Raw genomic sequence first — 16,089 nt, forward strand, 5'->3', positions numbered from 1 at the left:
GCAAAATTAGTGAAGCTAAGATTAGAAGCGGTAGTGCGAGAAAGCTTTGTTAGCTTCAGCCATACGGTGCACGTCTTCACGCTTCTTAACAGCAGCACCTTTACCTTCAGCAGCGTCCAACAGTTCGCCGGCCAAACGCAGAGCCATAGACTTCTCGCCGCGCTTACGGGCGAAGTCTACCAACCAGCGCATTGCCAGAGCGTTACGACGGGACGGACGAACTTCGACCGGAACCTGGTAAGTAGCACCGCCTACACGGCGCGACTTCACTTCGACCAGCGGAGCGATGGCGTCGAGAGCTTTCTCGAAGATTTCCAGGGGGTCGCTGTTCTTGCGTTCTTTAACCTTTTCCAGCGCGCCATAAACGATACGCTCGGCAACGGCTTTCTTGCCGCTTTCCATCACGTGGTTCATGAACTTGGCCAGAATTTGGCTTCCGTATTTTGGATCGTCAAGCACTTCGCGCTTGGCTGCTACGCGTCTTCTTGGCATGGATAAGCCCTCAAACGGTCTTCAGGTTCGCTCGGAATCGGTGCCCTTTCGGGACGCCTCCGACCTTACTCTTATCGACTCAGAAAATAAGATGATTCAGTTTTACAAAAAGCCGCTACTACTTAGGCTTCTTGGTACCGTACTTCGAACGACCCTGGTTACGACCTTTAACGCCGGAAGTATCCAAGGAGCCGCGTACGGTGTGATAACGAACACCCGGCAAGTCTTTTACACGACCGCCGCGGATCAGTACCACGCTGTGCTCTTGCAGGTTGTGGCCTTCACCGCCGATGTACGAGGAAACCTCGAAACCGTTGGTCAGGCGCACACGGCATACTTTACGCAGTGCCGAGTTAGGTTTTTTCGGCGTGGTGGTATACACACGGGTGCATACGCCACGACGTTGCGGGCAGTTCTGCAGCGCAGGCACGTCGGATTTCTCGACGATACGCTTACGCGGCTGACGTACCAGCTGGTTGATAGTTGCCATCTACTAGCTCCACTGTTGTCTTGCGACGCTATTGTCTTGCAAGAAAAGCAAAATGGCAGGAACGAATTCCCGCCAAATTTAGGGGTACAAGAGTCTAAAGAGGATCTTGCCCCCAGTCAAGGCAAGGCCCCGACCTCCCCTCCCGTCGAACCCAGGCAAAACTGCCTTGATCCGACGAATGGGGCTGCCAGGGCCCAGACTTATTTACCGCAGAACTCAGTTACCGCTTGAGTTCAGTGCTTCGGTCAGTGCAGCTTCCACTTCACTGGCGCTTACGCGCAACGGCTTGTCAGCATCACGGCGACGCTTACGCTCGCTGTGGTAAGCCAAACCGGTACCAGCCGGGATCAGACGACCCACGACCACGTTCTCTTTCAGGCCGCGCAGGTAATCGCGCTTGCCGGTTACCGCTGCTTCGGTCAGTACGCGAGTGGTCTCCTGGAAGGAGGCCGCCGAGATGAACGACTCAGTGGACAACGACGCCTTGGTGATACCCAGCAGTACGCGAGTGAACTTGGAAACGAATTTCTCGTCGCCAGCCAGACGCTCGTTTTCCACCAGCACGTGAGTCAGCTCCATCTGGTCGCCCTTGATGAAACTGGAATCGCCGGATTCAGCGATCTCAACTTTACGCAGCATCTGACGCAGGATGGTCTCGATGTGCTTATCGTTGATTTTCACGCCTTGCAGGCGGTAAACGTCCTGGATCTCATTGACGATGTACTTGGCCAGCGCGCTCACACCCAGCAGACGCAGGATGTCGTGTGGATCGCTCGGGCCGTCGGAGATCACTTCGCCGCGGTTTACCTGTTCGCCTTCAAACACGTTCAGGTGACGCCACTTTGGAATCAGCTCTTCGTACGGATCGGTACCGTCGTTCGGGGTAATGACCAGACGGCGCTTGCCCTTGGTTTCTTTACCGAACGCGATGGTGCCGCTGACTTCAGCCAGGATCGACGCTTCTTTCGGACGACGAGCTTCGAACAAGTCGGCAACACGCGGCAAACCACCGGTGATGTCACGGGTCTTCGAAGTTTCTTGCGGGATACGCGCGATAACATCACCGATCGCGATCTTCGCACCATCCGCTACACCGACCAGGGCGTTGGCTGGCAGGAAGTACTGAGCGATTACGTCAGTGCCTGGCAGCAACAGATCCTTGCCGTTGTCGTCGACCATCTTCACAGCAGGACGGATGTCCTTACCGGCAGCTGGACGATCTTTCGCGTCGAGTACTTCAATGTTGGTCATACCGGTCAATTCGTCAGTCTGACGCTTGATCGTGATGCCTTCTTCCATGCCCACGTAGGTCACGGTACCCTTCATTTCGGTAACGATTGGGTGAGTGTGCGGATCCCACTTGGCCACGATTGCGCCAGCGTCGACCTTGTCACCCTCTTTAACCGAAATCACAGCACCGTACGGCAGCTTGTAGCGCTCACGCTCACGACCGTAGTCATCAGCGATTGCCAGCTCACCGGAACGGGACACAGCAACCAGGTGACCATCCACTCGCTCAACGTGCTTCAGGTTGTGAAGGCGAACAGTACCGCCATTCTTCACCTGAACGCTGTCGGCTGCGGAGGTCCGGCTTGCCGCACCACCGATGTGGAACGTACGCATGGTCAGCTGGGTACCCGGCTCACCGATGGACTGGGCGGCAATAACGCCGACCGCTTCACCGATGTTCACCTGGTGACCACGAGCCAAGTCACGACCGTAGCACTTGGCGCAAATGCCGTAGCGGGTTTCGCAGCTGATCGGCGAGCGAACGATCACTTCGTCGATGCTGTTGAGTTCGATGAACTCGACCCACTTCTCGTCAACCAGAGTGCCGGCAGGAACGATAACTTCCTCGGTACCTGGCTTGAATACGTCACGGGCAATAACACGACCCAGTACGCGCTCACCCAGCGGCTCTACAACGTCACCGCCTTCAATGTGCGGAGTCATCAGCAGGCCGTGCTCGGTGCCGCAGTCGATCTCGGTGACAACCAGATCTTGCGCAACGTCTACCAGACGACGCGTCAGGTAACCGGAGTTAGCGGTTTTCAACGCGGTATCCGCCAGACCTTTCCGAGCACCGTGAGTAGAGATGAAGTACTGGAGTACGCTCAAACCTTCACGGAAGTTCGCAGTAATCGGCGTTTCGATGATGGAGCCGTCCGGCTTGGCCATCAGGCCACGCATACCGGCGAGCTGACGGATCTGCGCAGCAGAACCCCGTGCGCCCGAGTCGGCCATCATGTACATCGAGTTGAAGGATTCCTGGTCAACTTCTTCGCCGTGACGGTCGATGACCTTCTCTTTCGAGAGGTTGGCCATCATCGCCTTGGACACTTCGTCGTTGGCCTTGGACCAAAGGTCGATCACTTTGTTGTACTTCTCGCCCTGTGTTACCAGGCCCGAGGCGTACTGGCTTTCGATCTCTTTCACTTCATCAGTAGCTGCACTGATGATGCGGGCTTTTTCATCAGGGATAACGAAGTCGTTAACACCGATGGAAACGCCGGAAATGGTCGAATAGGCAAAACCGGTGTACATCAACTGGTCAGCGAAGATCACGGTCTCTTTCAGACCAACCACGCGATAGCATTGGTTGATCAGCTTGGAGATCGCCTTTTTCTTCATCGGCAGGTTGACGACGTCGTACGAGAGGCCTTTTGGCACAACCTGGTACAACAGCGCACGGCCAACGGTGGTGTCGACAATACGAGTGCCGCTCACGCTGCCGCCATCACGGTCGTTGACCGTTTCGTTGATCCGCACCTTGACCTTGGCGTGCAGTGCGGCTTCGCCGGCACGGAACACACGGTCAACTTCCTGCAGGTCAGCGAATACACGACCTTCGCCTTTGGCGTTGATCGCCTCACGGGTCATGTAGTACAGACCCAATACAACGTCCTGCGACGGAACGATGATTGGCTCACCGTTGGCTGGCGACAGAATGTTGTTGGTCGACATCATCAACGCGCGCGCTTCCAACTGGGCTTCCAGTGTCAGCGGTACGTGCACAGCCATTTGGTCGCCGTCGAAGTCGGCGTTGTACGCAGCACAGACCAGAGGGTGCAGCTGGATAGCCTTACCTTCGATCAGTACCGGTTCAAACGCCTGGATACCCAGACGGTGAAGGGTCGGTGCACGGTTGAGGAGAACCGGGTGTTCGCGAATCACTTCAGCGAGAACGTCCCAAACCTCTGGCAGCTCGCGCTCGACCATTTTCTTGGCCGCTTTGATGGTGGTCGCGAGACCGCGCATTTCCAGCTTGCCGAAGATGAATGGCTTGAACAGCTCAAGCGCCATCTTCTTAGGCAGACCGCACTGGTGCAGACGCAGGGTCGGGCCTACGGTAATTACCGAACGACCAGAGTAGTCAACACGCTTACCGAGCAAGTTCTGACGGAAACGACCTTGCTTACCCTTGATCATGTCAGCCAAGGATTTCAGAGGACGCTTGTTGGAACCGGTGATAGCGCGGCCACGACGACCGTTGTCGAGCAGGGCATCGACAGCTTCCTGCAACATACGCTTTTCGTTGCGCACGATGATGTCCGGAGCGGACAGATCGAGCAGGCGCTTCAAGCGGTTGTTACGGTTGATCACACGGCGGTACAGGTCGTTGAGGTCGGAAGTCGCGAAACGACCACCATCCAACGGCACCAGCGGACGCAGATCTGGCGGCAGAACCGGCAGAACGGTCAGCACCATCCACTCTGGCAGGTTGCCGGAACCCTGGAAGGCTTCCATCAACTTCAGACGCTTGGACAGCTTCTTGATCTTGGTTTCGGAGTTGGTTTGCGGAATTTCTTCGCGCAGACGACCAATCTCGTGTTCCAGGTCGATAGCGTGCAGCAGTTCGCGGACAGCTTCGGCACCCATGCGGGCGTCGAAATCATCACCGAACTCTTCCAACGCTTCGAAGTACTGCTCGTCGTTCAGCAGCTGACCTTTTTCAAGGGTAGTCATGCCTGGATCGATAACGACATAGCTCTCGAAGTAGAGAACGCGTTCGATATCACGCAGGGTCATGTCCATCAGCAAGCCGATACGGGACGGCAGCGATTTCAGGAACCAGATGTGGGCAACCGGCGAAGCCAGCTCGATGTGCGCCATGCGCTCACGACGAACCTTGGCCAGTGCAACTTCAACGCCACACTTCTCGCAGATCACACCACGGTGCTTCAAGCGCTTGTACTTACCGCACAGGCACTCGTAATCCTTTACCGGGCCAAAGATCTTGGCGCAGAACAGGCCGTCACGCTCAGGTTTGAACGTACGGTAGTTGATGGTTTCCGGCTTTTTAACTTCACCGAACGACCACGAACGGATCATCTCAGGCGATGCCAATCCAATACGGATGGCGTCGAACTCTTCGACTTGACCCTGGTTTTTCAGCAAATTCAGTAGGTCTTTCAAGGCCTTTCCTCCTGGCGGAGCAGAGAGCGGGCTAAACAGCCCCGCTCTCGATTCGCGTCACGTGTTATTCGGTTTCCAGATCGATATCGATGCCGAGGGAACGAATTTCTTTGATCAACACGTTGAAGGACTCGGGCATGCCCGGCTCCATACGGTGATCGCCATCCACGATGTTTTTGTACATCTTGGTACGACCGTTCACATCGTCCGACTTCACTGTGAGCATTTCTTGCAGAGTGTAAGCAGCACCGTATGCTTCCAGTGCCCAGACCTCCATCTCCCCGAAACGCTGACCACCGAACTGAGCCTTACCACCCAGCGGCTGCTGGGTAACCAGGCTGTACGAACCGGTAGAACGAGCGTGCATCTTGTCGTCTACCAAGTGGTTCAGCTTCAGCATGTACATGTAGCCAACAGTAACCGGACGCTCGAACTTGTTGCCGGTACGGCCGTCGAACAGCTGCATCTGGCCGCTTTCTGGCAGGTCAGCCAGTTTCAGCATGGCCTTGATTTCGCTTTCCTTGGCACCGTCGAACACCGGGGTAGCCATTGGAACGCCACCGCGCAGGTTCTTCGCCAGATCCAGGATTTCCTGGTCGGAGAAGGTATCCAGCTCTTCCTTACGACCGCCGATCTCGTTGTAGATCTCGTGCAGGAACTTACGCAGGTCAGCAACCTTGCGCTGCTCTTCGATCATACGATTGATCTTCTCGCCCAGACCTTTAGCCGCTAGGCCCAGGTGGGTTTCAAGGATCTGACCAACGTTCATACGCGAAGGTACGCCCAACGGGTTGAGGACGACGTCGACCGGGGTGCCATTGGCATCGTGCGGCATGTCTTCAACCGGCATGATCACGGAGACCACACCTTTGTTACCGTGACGACCGGCCATCTTGTCGCCCGGTTGGATGCGGCGACGGATTGCCAAGTAAACCTTGACGATTTTCAGCACGCCTGGAGCCAGGTCATCGCCCTGCTGCAGTTTGCGCTTCTTGTCTTCGAACTTGTCGTCCAGCAGACGGCGACGATCAACGATATAGGCCTGGGCCTTCTCGAGCTGCTCATTAAGAGCATCTTCAGCCATGCGCAGTTTGAACCACTGGCCGTGCTCAAGACCGTCGAGGATTTCGTCGGTGATGTCCTGACCTTTCTTCAGACCTGCGCCGCCTTCAGCCTTGTGGCCTACCAGGGCGGAACGCAGACGTTCGAAGGTCGCGCCTTCAACGATACGGAACTCTTCGTTGAGGTCCTTGCGGATCTCGTCGAGCTGGGTCTTCTCGATGGACAGTGCACGAGCATCACGCTCGACGCCGTCGCGGGTGAAGACCTGCACGTCGATGACAGTACCCTTGGTACCGGTAGGTACACGCAGGGAGGTGTCTTTAACGTCGCTGGCTTTTTCACCGAAGATGGCACGCAGCAGCTTCTCTTCCGGAGTCAGCTGGGTCTCGCCTTTCGGAGTGACCTTACCAACCAGGATGTCGCCCGCACCCACTTCAGCACCTACGTAAACGATACCGGCTTCGTCCAGCTTGTTCAGTGCAGCTTCACCCACGTTCGGGATGTCTGCAGTGATTTCCTCTGGCCCAAGCTTGGTGTCACGCGCCACACAGGTGAGTTCCTGAATGTGGATCGTGGTGAAGCGATCTTCTTGAACCACACGCTCGGACAGGCAGATGGAGTCTTCGAAGTTGAAGCCGTTCCATGCCATGAACGCGATGCGCATGTTCTGACCCAGAGCCAGTTCACCCATATCGGTGGACGGACCGTCAGCCATGATGTCGCTACGCTGAACGCGATCACCCTTACGCACCAGCGGACGCTGGTTGATGCAAGTGTTCTGGTTCGAGCGGGTGTATTTGGTCAGGTTGTAGATGTCGACACCGGCTTCACCGGTTTCAACTTCGTCATCAGCAACACGAACCACGATACGGCTGGCATCAACGGAGTCGATCACGCCACCACGACGAGCCACGACGCAAACGCCGGAGTCACGGGCTACGTTACGCTCCATGCCGGTACCTACCAGCGGCTTGTCGGCACGCAGGGTCGGTACAGCTTGACGCTGCATGTTGGAACCCATCAACGCACGGTTGGCGTCATCGTGTTCCAGGAACGGGATCAGCGACGCGGCGACCGAAACTACCTGCTTCGGCGATACGTCCATCAAGGTGACGTCTTCCGGCGCCTTGACGGTGAACTCGTTCAGGTGACGAACAGCTACCAGCTCGTCGATCAGGACTTTCTTGTCGTTCATCGTGGCCGAAGCCTGAGCGATCACGTGATCAGCTTCTTCGATGGCGGACAGGAACACGATCTCGTCGGTGACCAGGGCGTCTTTCACCACACGGTACGGGCTCTCAAGGAAGCCGTACTGGTTGGTGCGCGCATAGGCGGCCAGGGAGTTGATCAGACCGATGTTCGGGCCTTCCGGCGTTTCGATTGGGCATACACGACCGTAGTGAGTCGGGTGTACGTCACGCACTTCAAAGCCAGCACGCTCACGGGTCAGACCGCCCGGACCCAGTGCGGAAACACGGCGCTTGTGGGTGATCTCGGAAAGCGGGTTGTTCTGGTCCATGAACTGCGAGAGCTGGCTGGAACCGAAGAACTCTTTCACCGCCGCAGCCACTGGCTTGGCGTTGATCAGGTCTTGCGGCATCAGGCCTTCGCTTTCAGCCATCGACAGACGCTCTTTGACCGCACGCTCAACACGCACCAGGCCAACGCGGAACTGGTTCTCGGCCATTTCGCCTACGCAGCGAACACGACGGTTACCCAGGTGGTCGATGTCATCGACGATACCTTTGCCGTTACGGATGTCGACCAGAGTCTTCAGGACCGCAACGATGTCTTCCTTGCACAGCACACCCGAACCTTCGATCTCGGTACGACCGATACGACGGTTGAACTTCATCCGGCCGACCGCAGACAGGTCGTAGCGCTCAGGGCTGAAGAACAGGTTGTTGAACAGGGTTTCTGCAGCGTCTTTGGTTGGTGGCTCGCCAGGACGCATCATGCGATAGATTTCTACCAGCGCTTCCAATTGGTTGCTGGTGGAGTCGATCTTCAGGGTGTCGGAGACGAACGGACCGCAGTCGATATCGTTGGTGTACAGGGTCTCGATGCGAACAACCTGCGCCTTGGCGATTTTGGCCAGGATCTCGGTGTTCAGCTCGGTGTTGCACTCAGCCAGGATTTCGCCTGTAGCCGGGTGAACGATGACCTTCGCGGTAGTACGGCCCAGGACATAGTCCAGGGGAACTTCCAGCTCTTTGATACCCGCTTTTTCGATCTGGTTGATGTGGCGCGCAGTGATACGACGGCCAGCCTCAACGATGACTTTGCCCTTTTCATCCTGAATGTCCAGGACAGCAATTTCACCACGCAGACGCGAAGCGATCAGCTCCAGCTTGAGGGTTTCATCCTTCAGGCTGAATACGTTGGTGGTGTAGAACGCATCCAGAACTTGCTCAGTGGTGTAGCCGAGCGCGCGCAGCAGTACCGAGGCCGGCAGCTTGCGACGACGGTCGATACGCACGAACACGCAGTCTTTCGGATCGAACTCGAAGTCCAACCACGAACCGCGGTACGGAATGATCCGCGCGGAGTACAGGAGCTTGCCGGAGCTGTGCGTCTTGCCGCGGTCGTGGTCGAAGAACACGCCCGGGGAACGGTGCAGCTGGGAAACGATAACGCGCTCGGTACCGTTGATAACGAAGGTACCGTTCTCAGTCATCAATGGGATTTCGCCCATGTAGACTTCTTGCTCTTTGATGTCCTTGATCGCTTTGTTCGACGACTCTTTGTCGAAAATGATCAGACGGACTTTTACCCGCAAAGGTACGGCGTACGTAACACCGCGCAACACGCATTCTTTGACATCAAATGCCGGTTCGCCCAGGCGATAACCGACGTACTCCAGCGCAGCATTGCCGGAGTAGCTGATGATCGGGAAAACGGATTTGAAGGCCGCATGCAGGCCCACGTCGCGGAACTGATCTTTGGTCGCTCCCGCCTGCAAGAATTCACGATACGAATCCAGCTGGATAGCCAGAAGGTACGGGACATCCATGACGTCCGGCAACTTGCTAAAGTCCTTGCGGATACGTTTTTTCTCAGTATATGAGTAAGCCATCAGCGTTCCCCAGCTTGGTCACCTGCTTGTTTGGCCCTCCCGACGGGAGCAGCCAGAAAATCTTGCAAACCCCATGGTTTGCACCACCGCATCGGGTGGCTACAGCGCGTTAATGGCGGCGACCGAGTCGACAGCCAAGAACGGAAAAAGGCCGGTGGCAAGAGCCACCAGCCATCAGCCTTCAGCTTAACGCTTGGGCTGGAGACGCAAGGTCGATGCTTACTTCAGCTCGACTTTAGCGCCTGCTTCTTCCAGAGTAGCTTTGGCTTTGTCAGCTGCTTCTTTGGCAACAGCTTCCAGAACCATGGCAGGAGCGCCGTCAACTACAGCCTTGGCTTCTTTCAGGCCCAGACCGGTCAGTTCACGTACTGCCTTGATCACGTTTACTTTCTTCTCGCCAGCTTCGGTCAGCATGACGTTGAATTCGGTTTGCTCTTCAACAACGGCAGCAGCAGCAGCTGGGCCAGCGGAAGCAGCGGCAGCGGAAACGCCGAATTTTTCTTCGAAAGCTTTGATCAGCTCAACAACCTGCAGAACCGACATTTCAGCTACGGCGTTGAGGATATCGTCTTGGGAGATAGACATTGCTGTATTTCCTGAATTGGGGGACGGCCTACGCGGCCATCGAAATAAACAAAAATACGCGAGAAAAGTTGCTCAGCCTTAGGCTGCGGCAGCTTCTTTTTGCTCGCGAACTGCAGCCAGAGTACGAGCCAGCTTGCTGGTAGCGCCTTGAATCACGCTCATCAGCTGCGAAATGGCTTCGTTGCGGGTCGGCAGTGTTGCCAGTACGTCGATTTGGTTAGCTGCGAGGAACTTGCCCTCGAACGCAGCTGCCTTGATCTCGAACTTATCCTGACTCTTAGCGAACTCTTTGAACAAACGGGCAGCAGCGCCTGGATGATCCTTGGAGAAAGCAATCAGAGTCGGGCCAGTGAACACGTCGTTGAGGACACTGTATTCAGTGTCAGCAACGGCGCGCTTGAGCAGGGTGTTACGTACAACACGTACGTATACGCCAGCTTCACGAGCCTCTTTACGGAGTCCGGTCATAGCGCCTACTGTCACACCACGGGCATCAGCCACGACAGCGGACAGAGCAGCTTTGGCAGCCTCGTTGACTTCAGCGACGATGGCCTTCTTGTCTTCGAGATTAATTGCCACGGGTTTAACTCCTGCTTGTTACCGTTTCATCTGGCCGGAGCCGGATGTCGTTTTGGTGTCTGATTCGGTAAGGAACCGGGAGCACCATCTGCGTAGGCTTGTTGGTTTAAGACTTGCGTCGCCTACGGTCTTGGATAGCCCCCGCCAGGCAGGGACCCCAATCTTTCAATTGGCGCAATCGCTTACGCCAATTTGTGTCTTATACGTCCAGCGAGCCTTGGTCGATGACCAGACCTGGGCCCATGGTGGTGCTCAGGGTAACGCGCTTGACGTAGATACCTTTCGAGGAAGCTGGCTTGATACGCTTCAGATCGGCGATCAGGGCTTCAACGTTTTCCTTCAGCTTGACGGCGTCGAAGCCGACTTTGCCAACGGAGGTGTGAATGATGCCGTTTTTGTCGGTACGATAACGAACCTGACCAGCCTTGGCGTTTTTAACCGCGGTAGCTACGTCTGGCGTTACGGTGCCAACCTTAGGGTTAGGCATCAGGCCACGCGGGCCCAGAATCTGACCCAACTGGCCTACAACACGCATTGCGTCCGGGGAAGCAATAACTACGTCGTAGTTCAGGTCGCCGCCTTTCATTTCGGCAGCCAGGTCGTCCATACCAACGCGGTCAGCGCCGGCAGCCAGAGCAGCTTCAGCTGCCGGGCCTTGAGTGAAGACAGCTACACGAACAGTCTTACCAGTACCGTGTGGCAGCACAGTAGCGCTACGAACGACCTGGTCAGATTTACGTGGGTCAACACCCAAGTTTACAGCAACGTCAACGGACTCGCTGAACTTGACAGTCGACAGCTCGGTCAGCAGAGCAGCAGCGTCTACAAAATTGTAGGACTTGCCCGCTTCGATTTTGCCGGCGATAGCCTTTTGGCGCTTGGTCAGCTTAGCCATTACACACCCTCCACGTTAAGGCCCATGCTACGAGCAGAACCGGCGATGGTACGCACGGCTGCATCCATATCAGCTGCAGTCAGATCCGCGTTTTTGGTTTTCGCGATTTCTTCCAGCTGAGCACGAGTTACGGTGCCAACCTTAACGGTGTTAGGACGAGCGGAACCGCTAGTCAGACCAGCAGCCTTCTTCAGCAGAACCGAAGCCGGGGTCGACTTGGTTTCGAAAGTGAAGCTACGGTCGCTGTATACAGTGATGATCACTGGAGTCGGCAGACCTGGCTCAAGACCCTGAGTACGGGCGTTGAAAGCCTTGCAGAACTCCATGATGTTCACGCCGTGCTGACCCAGGGCTGGACCAACAGGTGGGCTTGGGTTGGCCTGAGCGGCCTTCACTTGCAGCTTGATGTAAGCGGTAATCTTCTTGGCCATGAGGCACTCCAATTACGGGTTCAAGCGCCTCGAAAGGCTCCCCGGTTACTTGCGCGTTTATCCCAGTGACGACAAAACCCCACAGCCTAAGGCTGCGGGGTTGGGATGCTTACTCAGCTAGACCTTCTCGACCTGGCTGAATTCCAACTCTACCGGAGTAGAGCGACCGAAAATGAGCACCGCGACCTGGATCCGGCTCTTTTCGTAGTTAACCTCTTCGACGGTCCCGTTGAAATCAGCAAACGGACCATCTGTGACACGAACAACCTCACCCGGCTCGAACAACGTCTTCGGCTTGGGCTTGTCGCTACCGTCGGCGACACGACGCAGAATTGCTTCTGCCTCTTTGTCAGTGATCGGAGCAGGCTTATCAGCAGTACCGCCGATAAAACCCATAACACGAGGAGTGTCCTTGACCAAGTGCCAAGTACCTTCGTTCATGTCCATCTGTACCAGCACGTAGCCAGGAAAGAACTTGCGCTCACTCTTGCGCTTCTGACCATTCCGCATTTCAACCACTTCTTCAGTGGGAACCAGAATTTCGCCGAAGCCATCTTCCATGCCTGCCAGCTTTACGCGCTCCAGCAAAGAGCGCATAACATGCTTCTCGTAACCCGAGTAAGCATGCACAACGTACCAACGCTTAGCCACGGGACACCCTTAGCCAACAATCAAGGAAACAAGCCAGCCGAGCAGGGAATCAAGCCCCCACAACAGCAACGCCATAACCAGAACAACAGCCACAACAATCAACGTGGTCTGTGTGGTTTCTTGGCGAGTTGGCCAAACGACTTTACGAATCTCGGTGCGAGCCTCCTTCACCAGGACCGCGAAAGACTTGCCTTTGGCAGTCTGCAGGCCTACAAAGGCAGCTACAGCAGCAAGGGCGAGCAAAACGAGAACGCGGTACAGGATCGGCGAAGCAGAATAGTACTGGTTGCCAACAACGCCCACGACCACCAAAGCGACCACAGCGAGCCACTTGACAAGATCGAAACGAGAGCTTTGAGCTTCAGCCTTAGGAGTCATCTATGAAGATCCTGTGAAAAGAAAGCCAGACACACCACGTGAATCTGGCAGGTCAGGAGGGAATCGAACCCCCAACCTACGGTTTTGGAGACCGTCGCTCTGCCAATTGAGCTACTGACCTAAAACAAAATCAGGCCGACCATTATGCAGACCCGAAAAAGACTTTACAACAACCAACCCCCAAAGACTTGAAATCACTCAACAACAAGCGATCTGAACACCATCAAGCCGAGCCAGCCGTTAAAACAAAGGCAGATATTTTCATATCTGCCTTGTTATATGGAGCTCTTGAGCGGATTTGAACCGCTGACCTCACCCTTACCAAGGGTGTGCTCTACCAACTGAGCTACAAGAGCGAAACACCGTGCACAACCTGCAAACTTGGAGCGGGTAGCGGGAATCGAACCCGCATCATCAGCTTGGAAGGCTGAGGTTCTACCACTAAACTATACCCGCGGAGCTTGCAGCTCACGCTAAAATGGTGGAGGGGGAAGGATTCGAACCTTCGAAGTCGTAGACGTCAGATTTACAGTCTGATCCCTTTGGCCGCTCGGGAACCCCTCCTAAGCGAGCCGGCATTCTACATCACGCCGGCCTTCTGTCAAGCATTTTCTCATTAAAAATATGAGGTTAGCTGCATTGACCTTCGCTTCGCACCTTAGACCTTAAAGGTCTTCACTGCGAAGCGGGCGCCATTCTATGCAAACTATTCGAGAGTTGCAATGCCTTCGCACAGCATTATTTTATGTTTTAACTCATTGAATTCCTTAGCAAGGTTTTCAAAGGGCAGGTCGTCAGCCAGGCGTCGGCTTTCCGGGGCAACTCGAAGCCAGTAACCTTGCGCATCAGGAGCACTCAGCAGCTGCACCTTAACCTTTATATCCAGGCTAGTGAGGCGCTGCTCAAGGAATTGCGCCTGTCGCTGGTCGGCAAAGCCTCCTATGTATAAGCAAGTATTTTGCGCATCAGATGCCTTAGCCCGATCCTTGCGCACCACAGCGTCGGAAGACTCGCTCAGCAGGCGAATATCCTGCTGCGTATTCCGATAGAGGCTCAGAGGAGTCACGTCTTTAGCACGCAACGGCGCCTCTTGCTGATGCCATATGTAGTAGAAGGCGTTCAGGATCAATAAAAGCAAAAACAGCCAACGCATAAACACCTCAAGATAAAGGGCACGCCATTGCCAGACCTACGAAAATCAAATCAGGAACGAGTCGAGCCTGAGGCACCGCATCCCTCACCAAATCAGCATCGCCCCCCGTCAGGAATACAGTGAAGTTATCACCCCAATAACTTCGGGCCAGCTCAAGCTGGGTCAGCACAAACCCTCTGAGCATCAACGTACAGCCACGCTCTACAGCCTCTACGGTCGTATGCCCTGGCGATAGGCGCTCCAAGGCTCTTTCAGCAGCTGCATCGTCGTAACGTATCTTGCGCGTATGCGTGCGCAGCTGATTGCGCATGAGGGGCATACCAGGACAGATGAAGCCACCTAAATGCTCACCATCACCGGCAACAAAATCTGCAGTAGCAGCCGTGCCGAAATCAAGCACCAGGCATGCGCCCGACGCCAATTTGAAGCCGCCCAGCATTGCTAACCAGCGATCAAGACCAAGACGCTCGAAATCTTCGTAACCGTTGCGCACCCCAGCCATTTCTCGCGCAGAAACAGCACAGGAAACCGCAACGCCAAAGGTCTCCACCAGCGCATCAACCAGATTTTTTGTTTCGTCCAGAGCACGAACACTCACCAACCGGCAATGTGTCAGTAACACACCAGGCAGCACTGACAGGCTTTCAATCAATGCAACATCCGAACTAGCGACACCTTCTGCAGATGCCGTCGCCCGATCCGAATCAAGTACGCGCCACTTGATGAAGCTATTCCCACAGTCGAGCTCAAGAATCATCACGCAACCTCAGGCTTAACTCACCACCACTGTATGTCTTCTCAACACCACCGACACTTAAGCGCAATGCCCCCTGACCATCGATACCCAGCACCACCCCATCGACATAGCTGGCGCCCGCTATGAGTGACACCGCCTTTCCCTGCCAGGCATGACCTTTTTCCCACTCATCCCGAAGCGATGAAAAACCTTGCGCCCTGTGTCGATCCAAGTAGCTTTGCAACCGCAAGCACAGGCGTGCCACCAAAGAGTTGCGATCAACTGGAGACCCCGTCTCCAATTGCACTGACGTCCATTGCTGATCAACCTCTTCAGCCTTCTGCATATTCACGTTAATACCGATACCGAGGACAACATGGCAAATATCCGCGGGATCCCCTACGAGCTCCAGCAAAATCCCGGCAATCTTCTTCTGCCCCACCAGGACGTCGTTTGGCCACTTCAGAGCCGCACCCCGCACTCCAGACTCTCGCAGTGCCTGCATGACCGCTAAGCCAACCACGAGGCTCAGGCCTTCCAGCTGTCGCGGACCATTCTCGATACGCAATAAGAGGCTGTAATACACGTTCTGAGCGAATGGGCTGACCCACTTTCGACCACGTCGCCCTCTTCCCGCCGTTTGCTGCTCCGCAAGCACCAGGTACGGCGTCGCACGCTCAACTTCAACAAGGCGCAGAGCCTCGGCATTTGTCGAGTCGATGGAGTCGTAGATATGGATAGGCCACGCGAGGGAAGACGTATGCAGTGCAATCTGCTCGGAACTCAAGAAAACCAGCGGCGAAGCTAATTGATATCCCCTCCCACGAACCTTGTGGACCGGCAGATTCAATTCGGCCTCAAGATGCTGGAGCTGCTTCCAGACTGCACTGCGACTAACGCCCAAGGCTGCGCCAAGTGCTTCTCCGGAATGGAATCGGCCATCTTTTAGAAGTTCTAACAACGTCAGCATGCAAGTATCGCCTCACAATGAGGCACGCATGATAGCCATGCGCAGGGTCATTGCATAGAAAGGCCGGACTTTAGCATTGAAGCCCCTGCCGAGGCGCCTCTTCGCACTTTCCGACCGCCCAAAACAAAACCCCATCTGCTCTCGCAAATGGGGTTTCGGAATTTAATCTTGACGA

13 protein-coding genes and 4 tRNA genes are annotated in these 16,089 nt (G+C 55.4%); all 17 read right to left on the minus strand.

Annotation, left to right across the window (positions count from 1 at the left end):
* Positions 1-21 precede the first annotated feature (21 nt).
* Entirely contained in the window at positions 22-492 is a 471-nt protein-coding gene (gene rpsG, locus AC07OT_RS14950; RefSeq protein WP_002555493.1) for a 30S ribosomal protein S7, read from the minus strand.
* Positions 493-610: 118 nt separating this feature from the next.
* A complete protein-coding gene (rpsL, locus tag AC07OT_RS14955) occupies positions 611-982 on the minus strand; it encodes a 30S ribosomal protein S12 (protein WP_002555494.1) in 372 nt (123 codons plus the stop codon).
* Between the two features lie 216 nt (positions 983-1,198).
* Positions 1,199-5,398, minus strand: coding sequence for a DNA-directed RNA polymerase subunit beta' (rpoC, locus tag AC07OT_RS14960; RefSeq protein ID WP_027605165.1), 4,200 nt, complete (start codon positions 5,396-5,398; stop codon positions 1,199-1,201).
* A 64-nt stretch (positions 5,399-5,462) separates the two neighbouring features.
* Complete coding sequence (rpoB, locus tag AC07OT_RS14965) at positions 5,463-9,536, minus strand: DNA-directed RNA polymerase subunit beta (protein ID WP_027605164.1); 4,074 nt, start codon at positions 9,534-9,536, stop codon at positions 5,463-5,465.
* A gap of 219 nt (positions 9,537-9,755) precedes the next feature.
* A complete protein-coding gene (gene rplL, locus AC07OT_RS14970) occupies positions 9,756-10,121 on the minus strand; it encodes a 50S ribosomal protein L7/L12 (RefSeq protein ID WP_027605163.1) in 366 nt (121 codons plus the stop codon).
* A gap of 78 nt (positions 10,122-10,199) precedes the next feature.
* Positions 10,200-10,700: a 50S ribosomal protein L10 gene (gene rplJ, locus AC07OT_RS14975; RefSeq protein WP_003176433.1), complete on the minus strand. Its 501-nt coding sequence runs from the start codon at positions 10,698-10,700 to the stop codon at positions 10,200-10,202.
* A gap of 199 nt (positions 10,701-10,899) precedes the next feature.
* Positions 10,900-11,595, minus strand: a complete 696-nt coding sequence (rplA, locus tag AC07OT_RS14980) for a 50S ribosomal protein L1 (RefSeq protein ID WP_003176434.1) — start codon at positions 11,593-11,595, stop codon at positions 10,900-10,902.
* Positions 11,595-12,026, minus strand: a complete 432-nt coding sequence (gene rplK, locus AC07OT_RS14985; RefSeq protein ID WP_003176435.1) for a 50S ribosomal protein L11 — start codon at positions 12,024-12,026, stop codon at positions 11,595-11,597. The genes rplA and rplK overlap by 1 nt, the downstream gene beginning before the upstream one ends.
* Before the next feature lie 117 nt (positions 12,027-12,143).
* A complete protein-coding gene (nusG, locus tag AC07OT_RS14990) occupies positions 12,144-12,677 on the minus strand; it encodes a transcription termination/antitermination protein NusG (RefSeq protein WP_003176436.1) in 534 nt (177 codons plus the stop codon).
* Between the two features lie 9 nt (positions 12,678-12,686).
* Complete coding sequence (gene secE / locus AC07OT_RS14995; protein WP_027605162.1) at positions 12,687-13,055, minus strand: preprotein translocase subunit SecE; 369 nt, start codon at positions 13,053-13,055, stop codon at positions 12,687-12,689.
* Positions 13,056-13,100: 45 nt separating this feature from the next.
* Positions 13,101-13,176, minus strand: a tRNA-Trp gene (locus AC07OT_RS15000).
* Positions 13,177-13,335: 159 nt separating this feature from the next.
* A tRNA-Thr gene (locus AC07OT_RS15005) sits at positions 13,336-13,411 on the minus strand.
* A 26-nt stretch (positions 13,412-13,437) separates the two neighbouring features.
* Positions 13,438-13,511: transfer RNA gene (locus AC07OT_RS15010), tRNA-Gly, on the minus strand.
* A gap of 23 nt (positions 13,512-13,534) precedes the next feature.
* A tRNA-Tyr gene (locus tag AC07OT_RS15015) sits at positions 13,535-13,619 on the minus strand.
* Between the two features lie 142 nt (positions 13,620-13,761).
* The gene (locus AC07OT_RS15020) at positions 13,762-14,208 is read right to left on the minus strand and encodes a hypothetical protein (RefSeq protein ID WP_027605161.1); all 447 of its coding nucleotides are present in this window, start codon (positions 14,206-14,208) and stop codon (positions 13,762-13,764) included.
* A 7-nt stretch (positions 14,209-14,215) separates the two neighbouring features.
* Positions 14,216-14,965: a pantothenate kinase gene (locus tag AC07OT_RS15025; RefSeq protein WP_495108375.1), complete on the minus strand. Its 750-nt coding sequence runs from the start codon at positions 14,963-14,965 to the stop codon at positions 14,216-14,218.
* On the minus strand, positions 14,955-15,914 hold the full coding sequence (gene birA / locus AC07OT_RS15030; protein ID WP_495108376.1) for a bifunctional biotin--[acetyl-CoA-carboxylase] ligase/biotin operon repressor BirA: 960 nt from the start codon (positions 15,912-15,914) through the stop codon (positions 14,955-14,957). The genes AC07OT_RS15025 and birA overlap by 11 nt, the downstream gene beginning before the upstream one ends.
* Between the last annotated feature and the right edge of the window lie 175 nt (positions 15,915-16,089).

The sequence above is a fragment of the Pseudomonas sp. GW821-FHT09C10 genome (assembly GCF_059418085.1).

Excerpts from the sequence above, each read along its gene's own strand:
- rpsG (WP_002555493.1), bottom strand. The coding sequence starts at position 492 with ATGCCAAGAAGACGCGTAGCAGCCAAGCGCGAAGTGCTTGACGATCCA.
- rpsL (WP_002555494.1), bottom strand. The coding sequence starts at position 982 with ATGGCAACTATCAACCAGCTGGTACGTCAGCCGCGTAAGCGTATCGTC.
- rpoB (WP_027605164.1), bottom strand. The coding sequence starts at position 9,536 with ATGGCTTACTCATATACTGAGAAAAAACGTATCCGCAAGGACTTTAGC.
- rplL (WP_027605163.1), bottom strand. The coding sequence starts at position 10,121 with ATGTCTATCTCCCAAGACGATATCCTCAACGCCGTAGCTGAAATGTCG.
- rplA (WP_003176434.1), bottom strand. The coding sequence starts at position 11,595 with ATGGCTAAGCTGACCAAGCGCCAAAAGGCTATCGCCGGCAAAATCGAA.
- rplK (WP_003176435.1), bottom strand. The coding sequence starts at position 12,026 with ATGGCCAAGAAGATTACCGCTTACATCAAGCTGCAAGTGAAGGCCGCT.
- secE (WP_027605162.1), bottom strand. The coding sequence starts at position 13,055 with ATGACTCCTAAGGCTGAAGCTCAAAGCTCTCGTTTCGATCTTGTCAAG.
- AC07OT_RS15020 (WP_027605161.1), bottom strand. The coding sequence starts at position 14,208 with ATGCGTTGGCTGTTTTTGCTTTTATTGATCCTGAACGCCTTCTACTAC.
- AC07OT_RS15025 (WP_495108375.1), bottom strand. The coding sequence starts at position 14,965 with ATGATTCTTGAGCTCGACTGTGGGAATAGCTTCATCAAGTGGCGCGTA.
- birA (WP_495108376.1), bottom strand. The coding sequence starts at position 15,914 with ATGCTGACGTTGTTAGAACTTCTAAAAGATGGCCGATTCCATTCCGGA.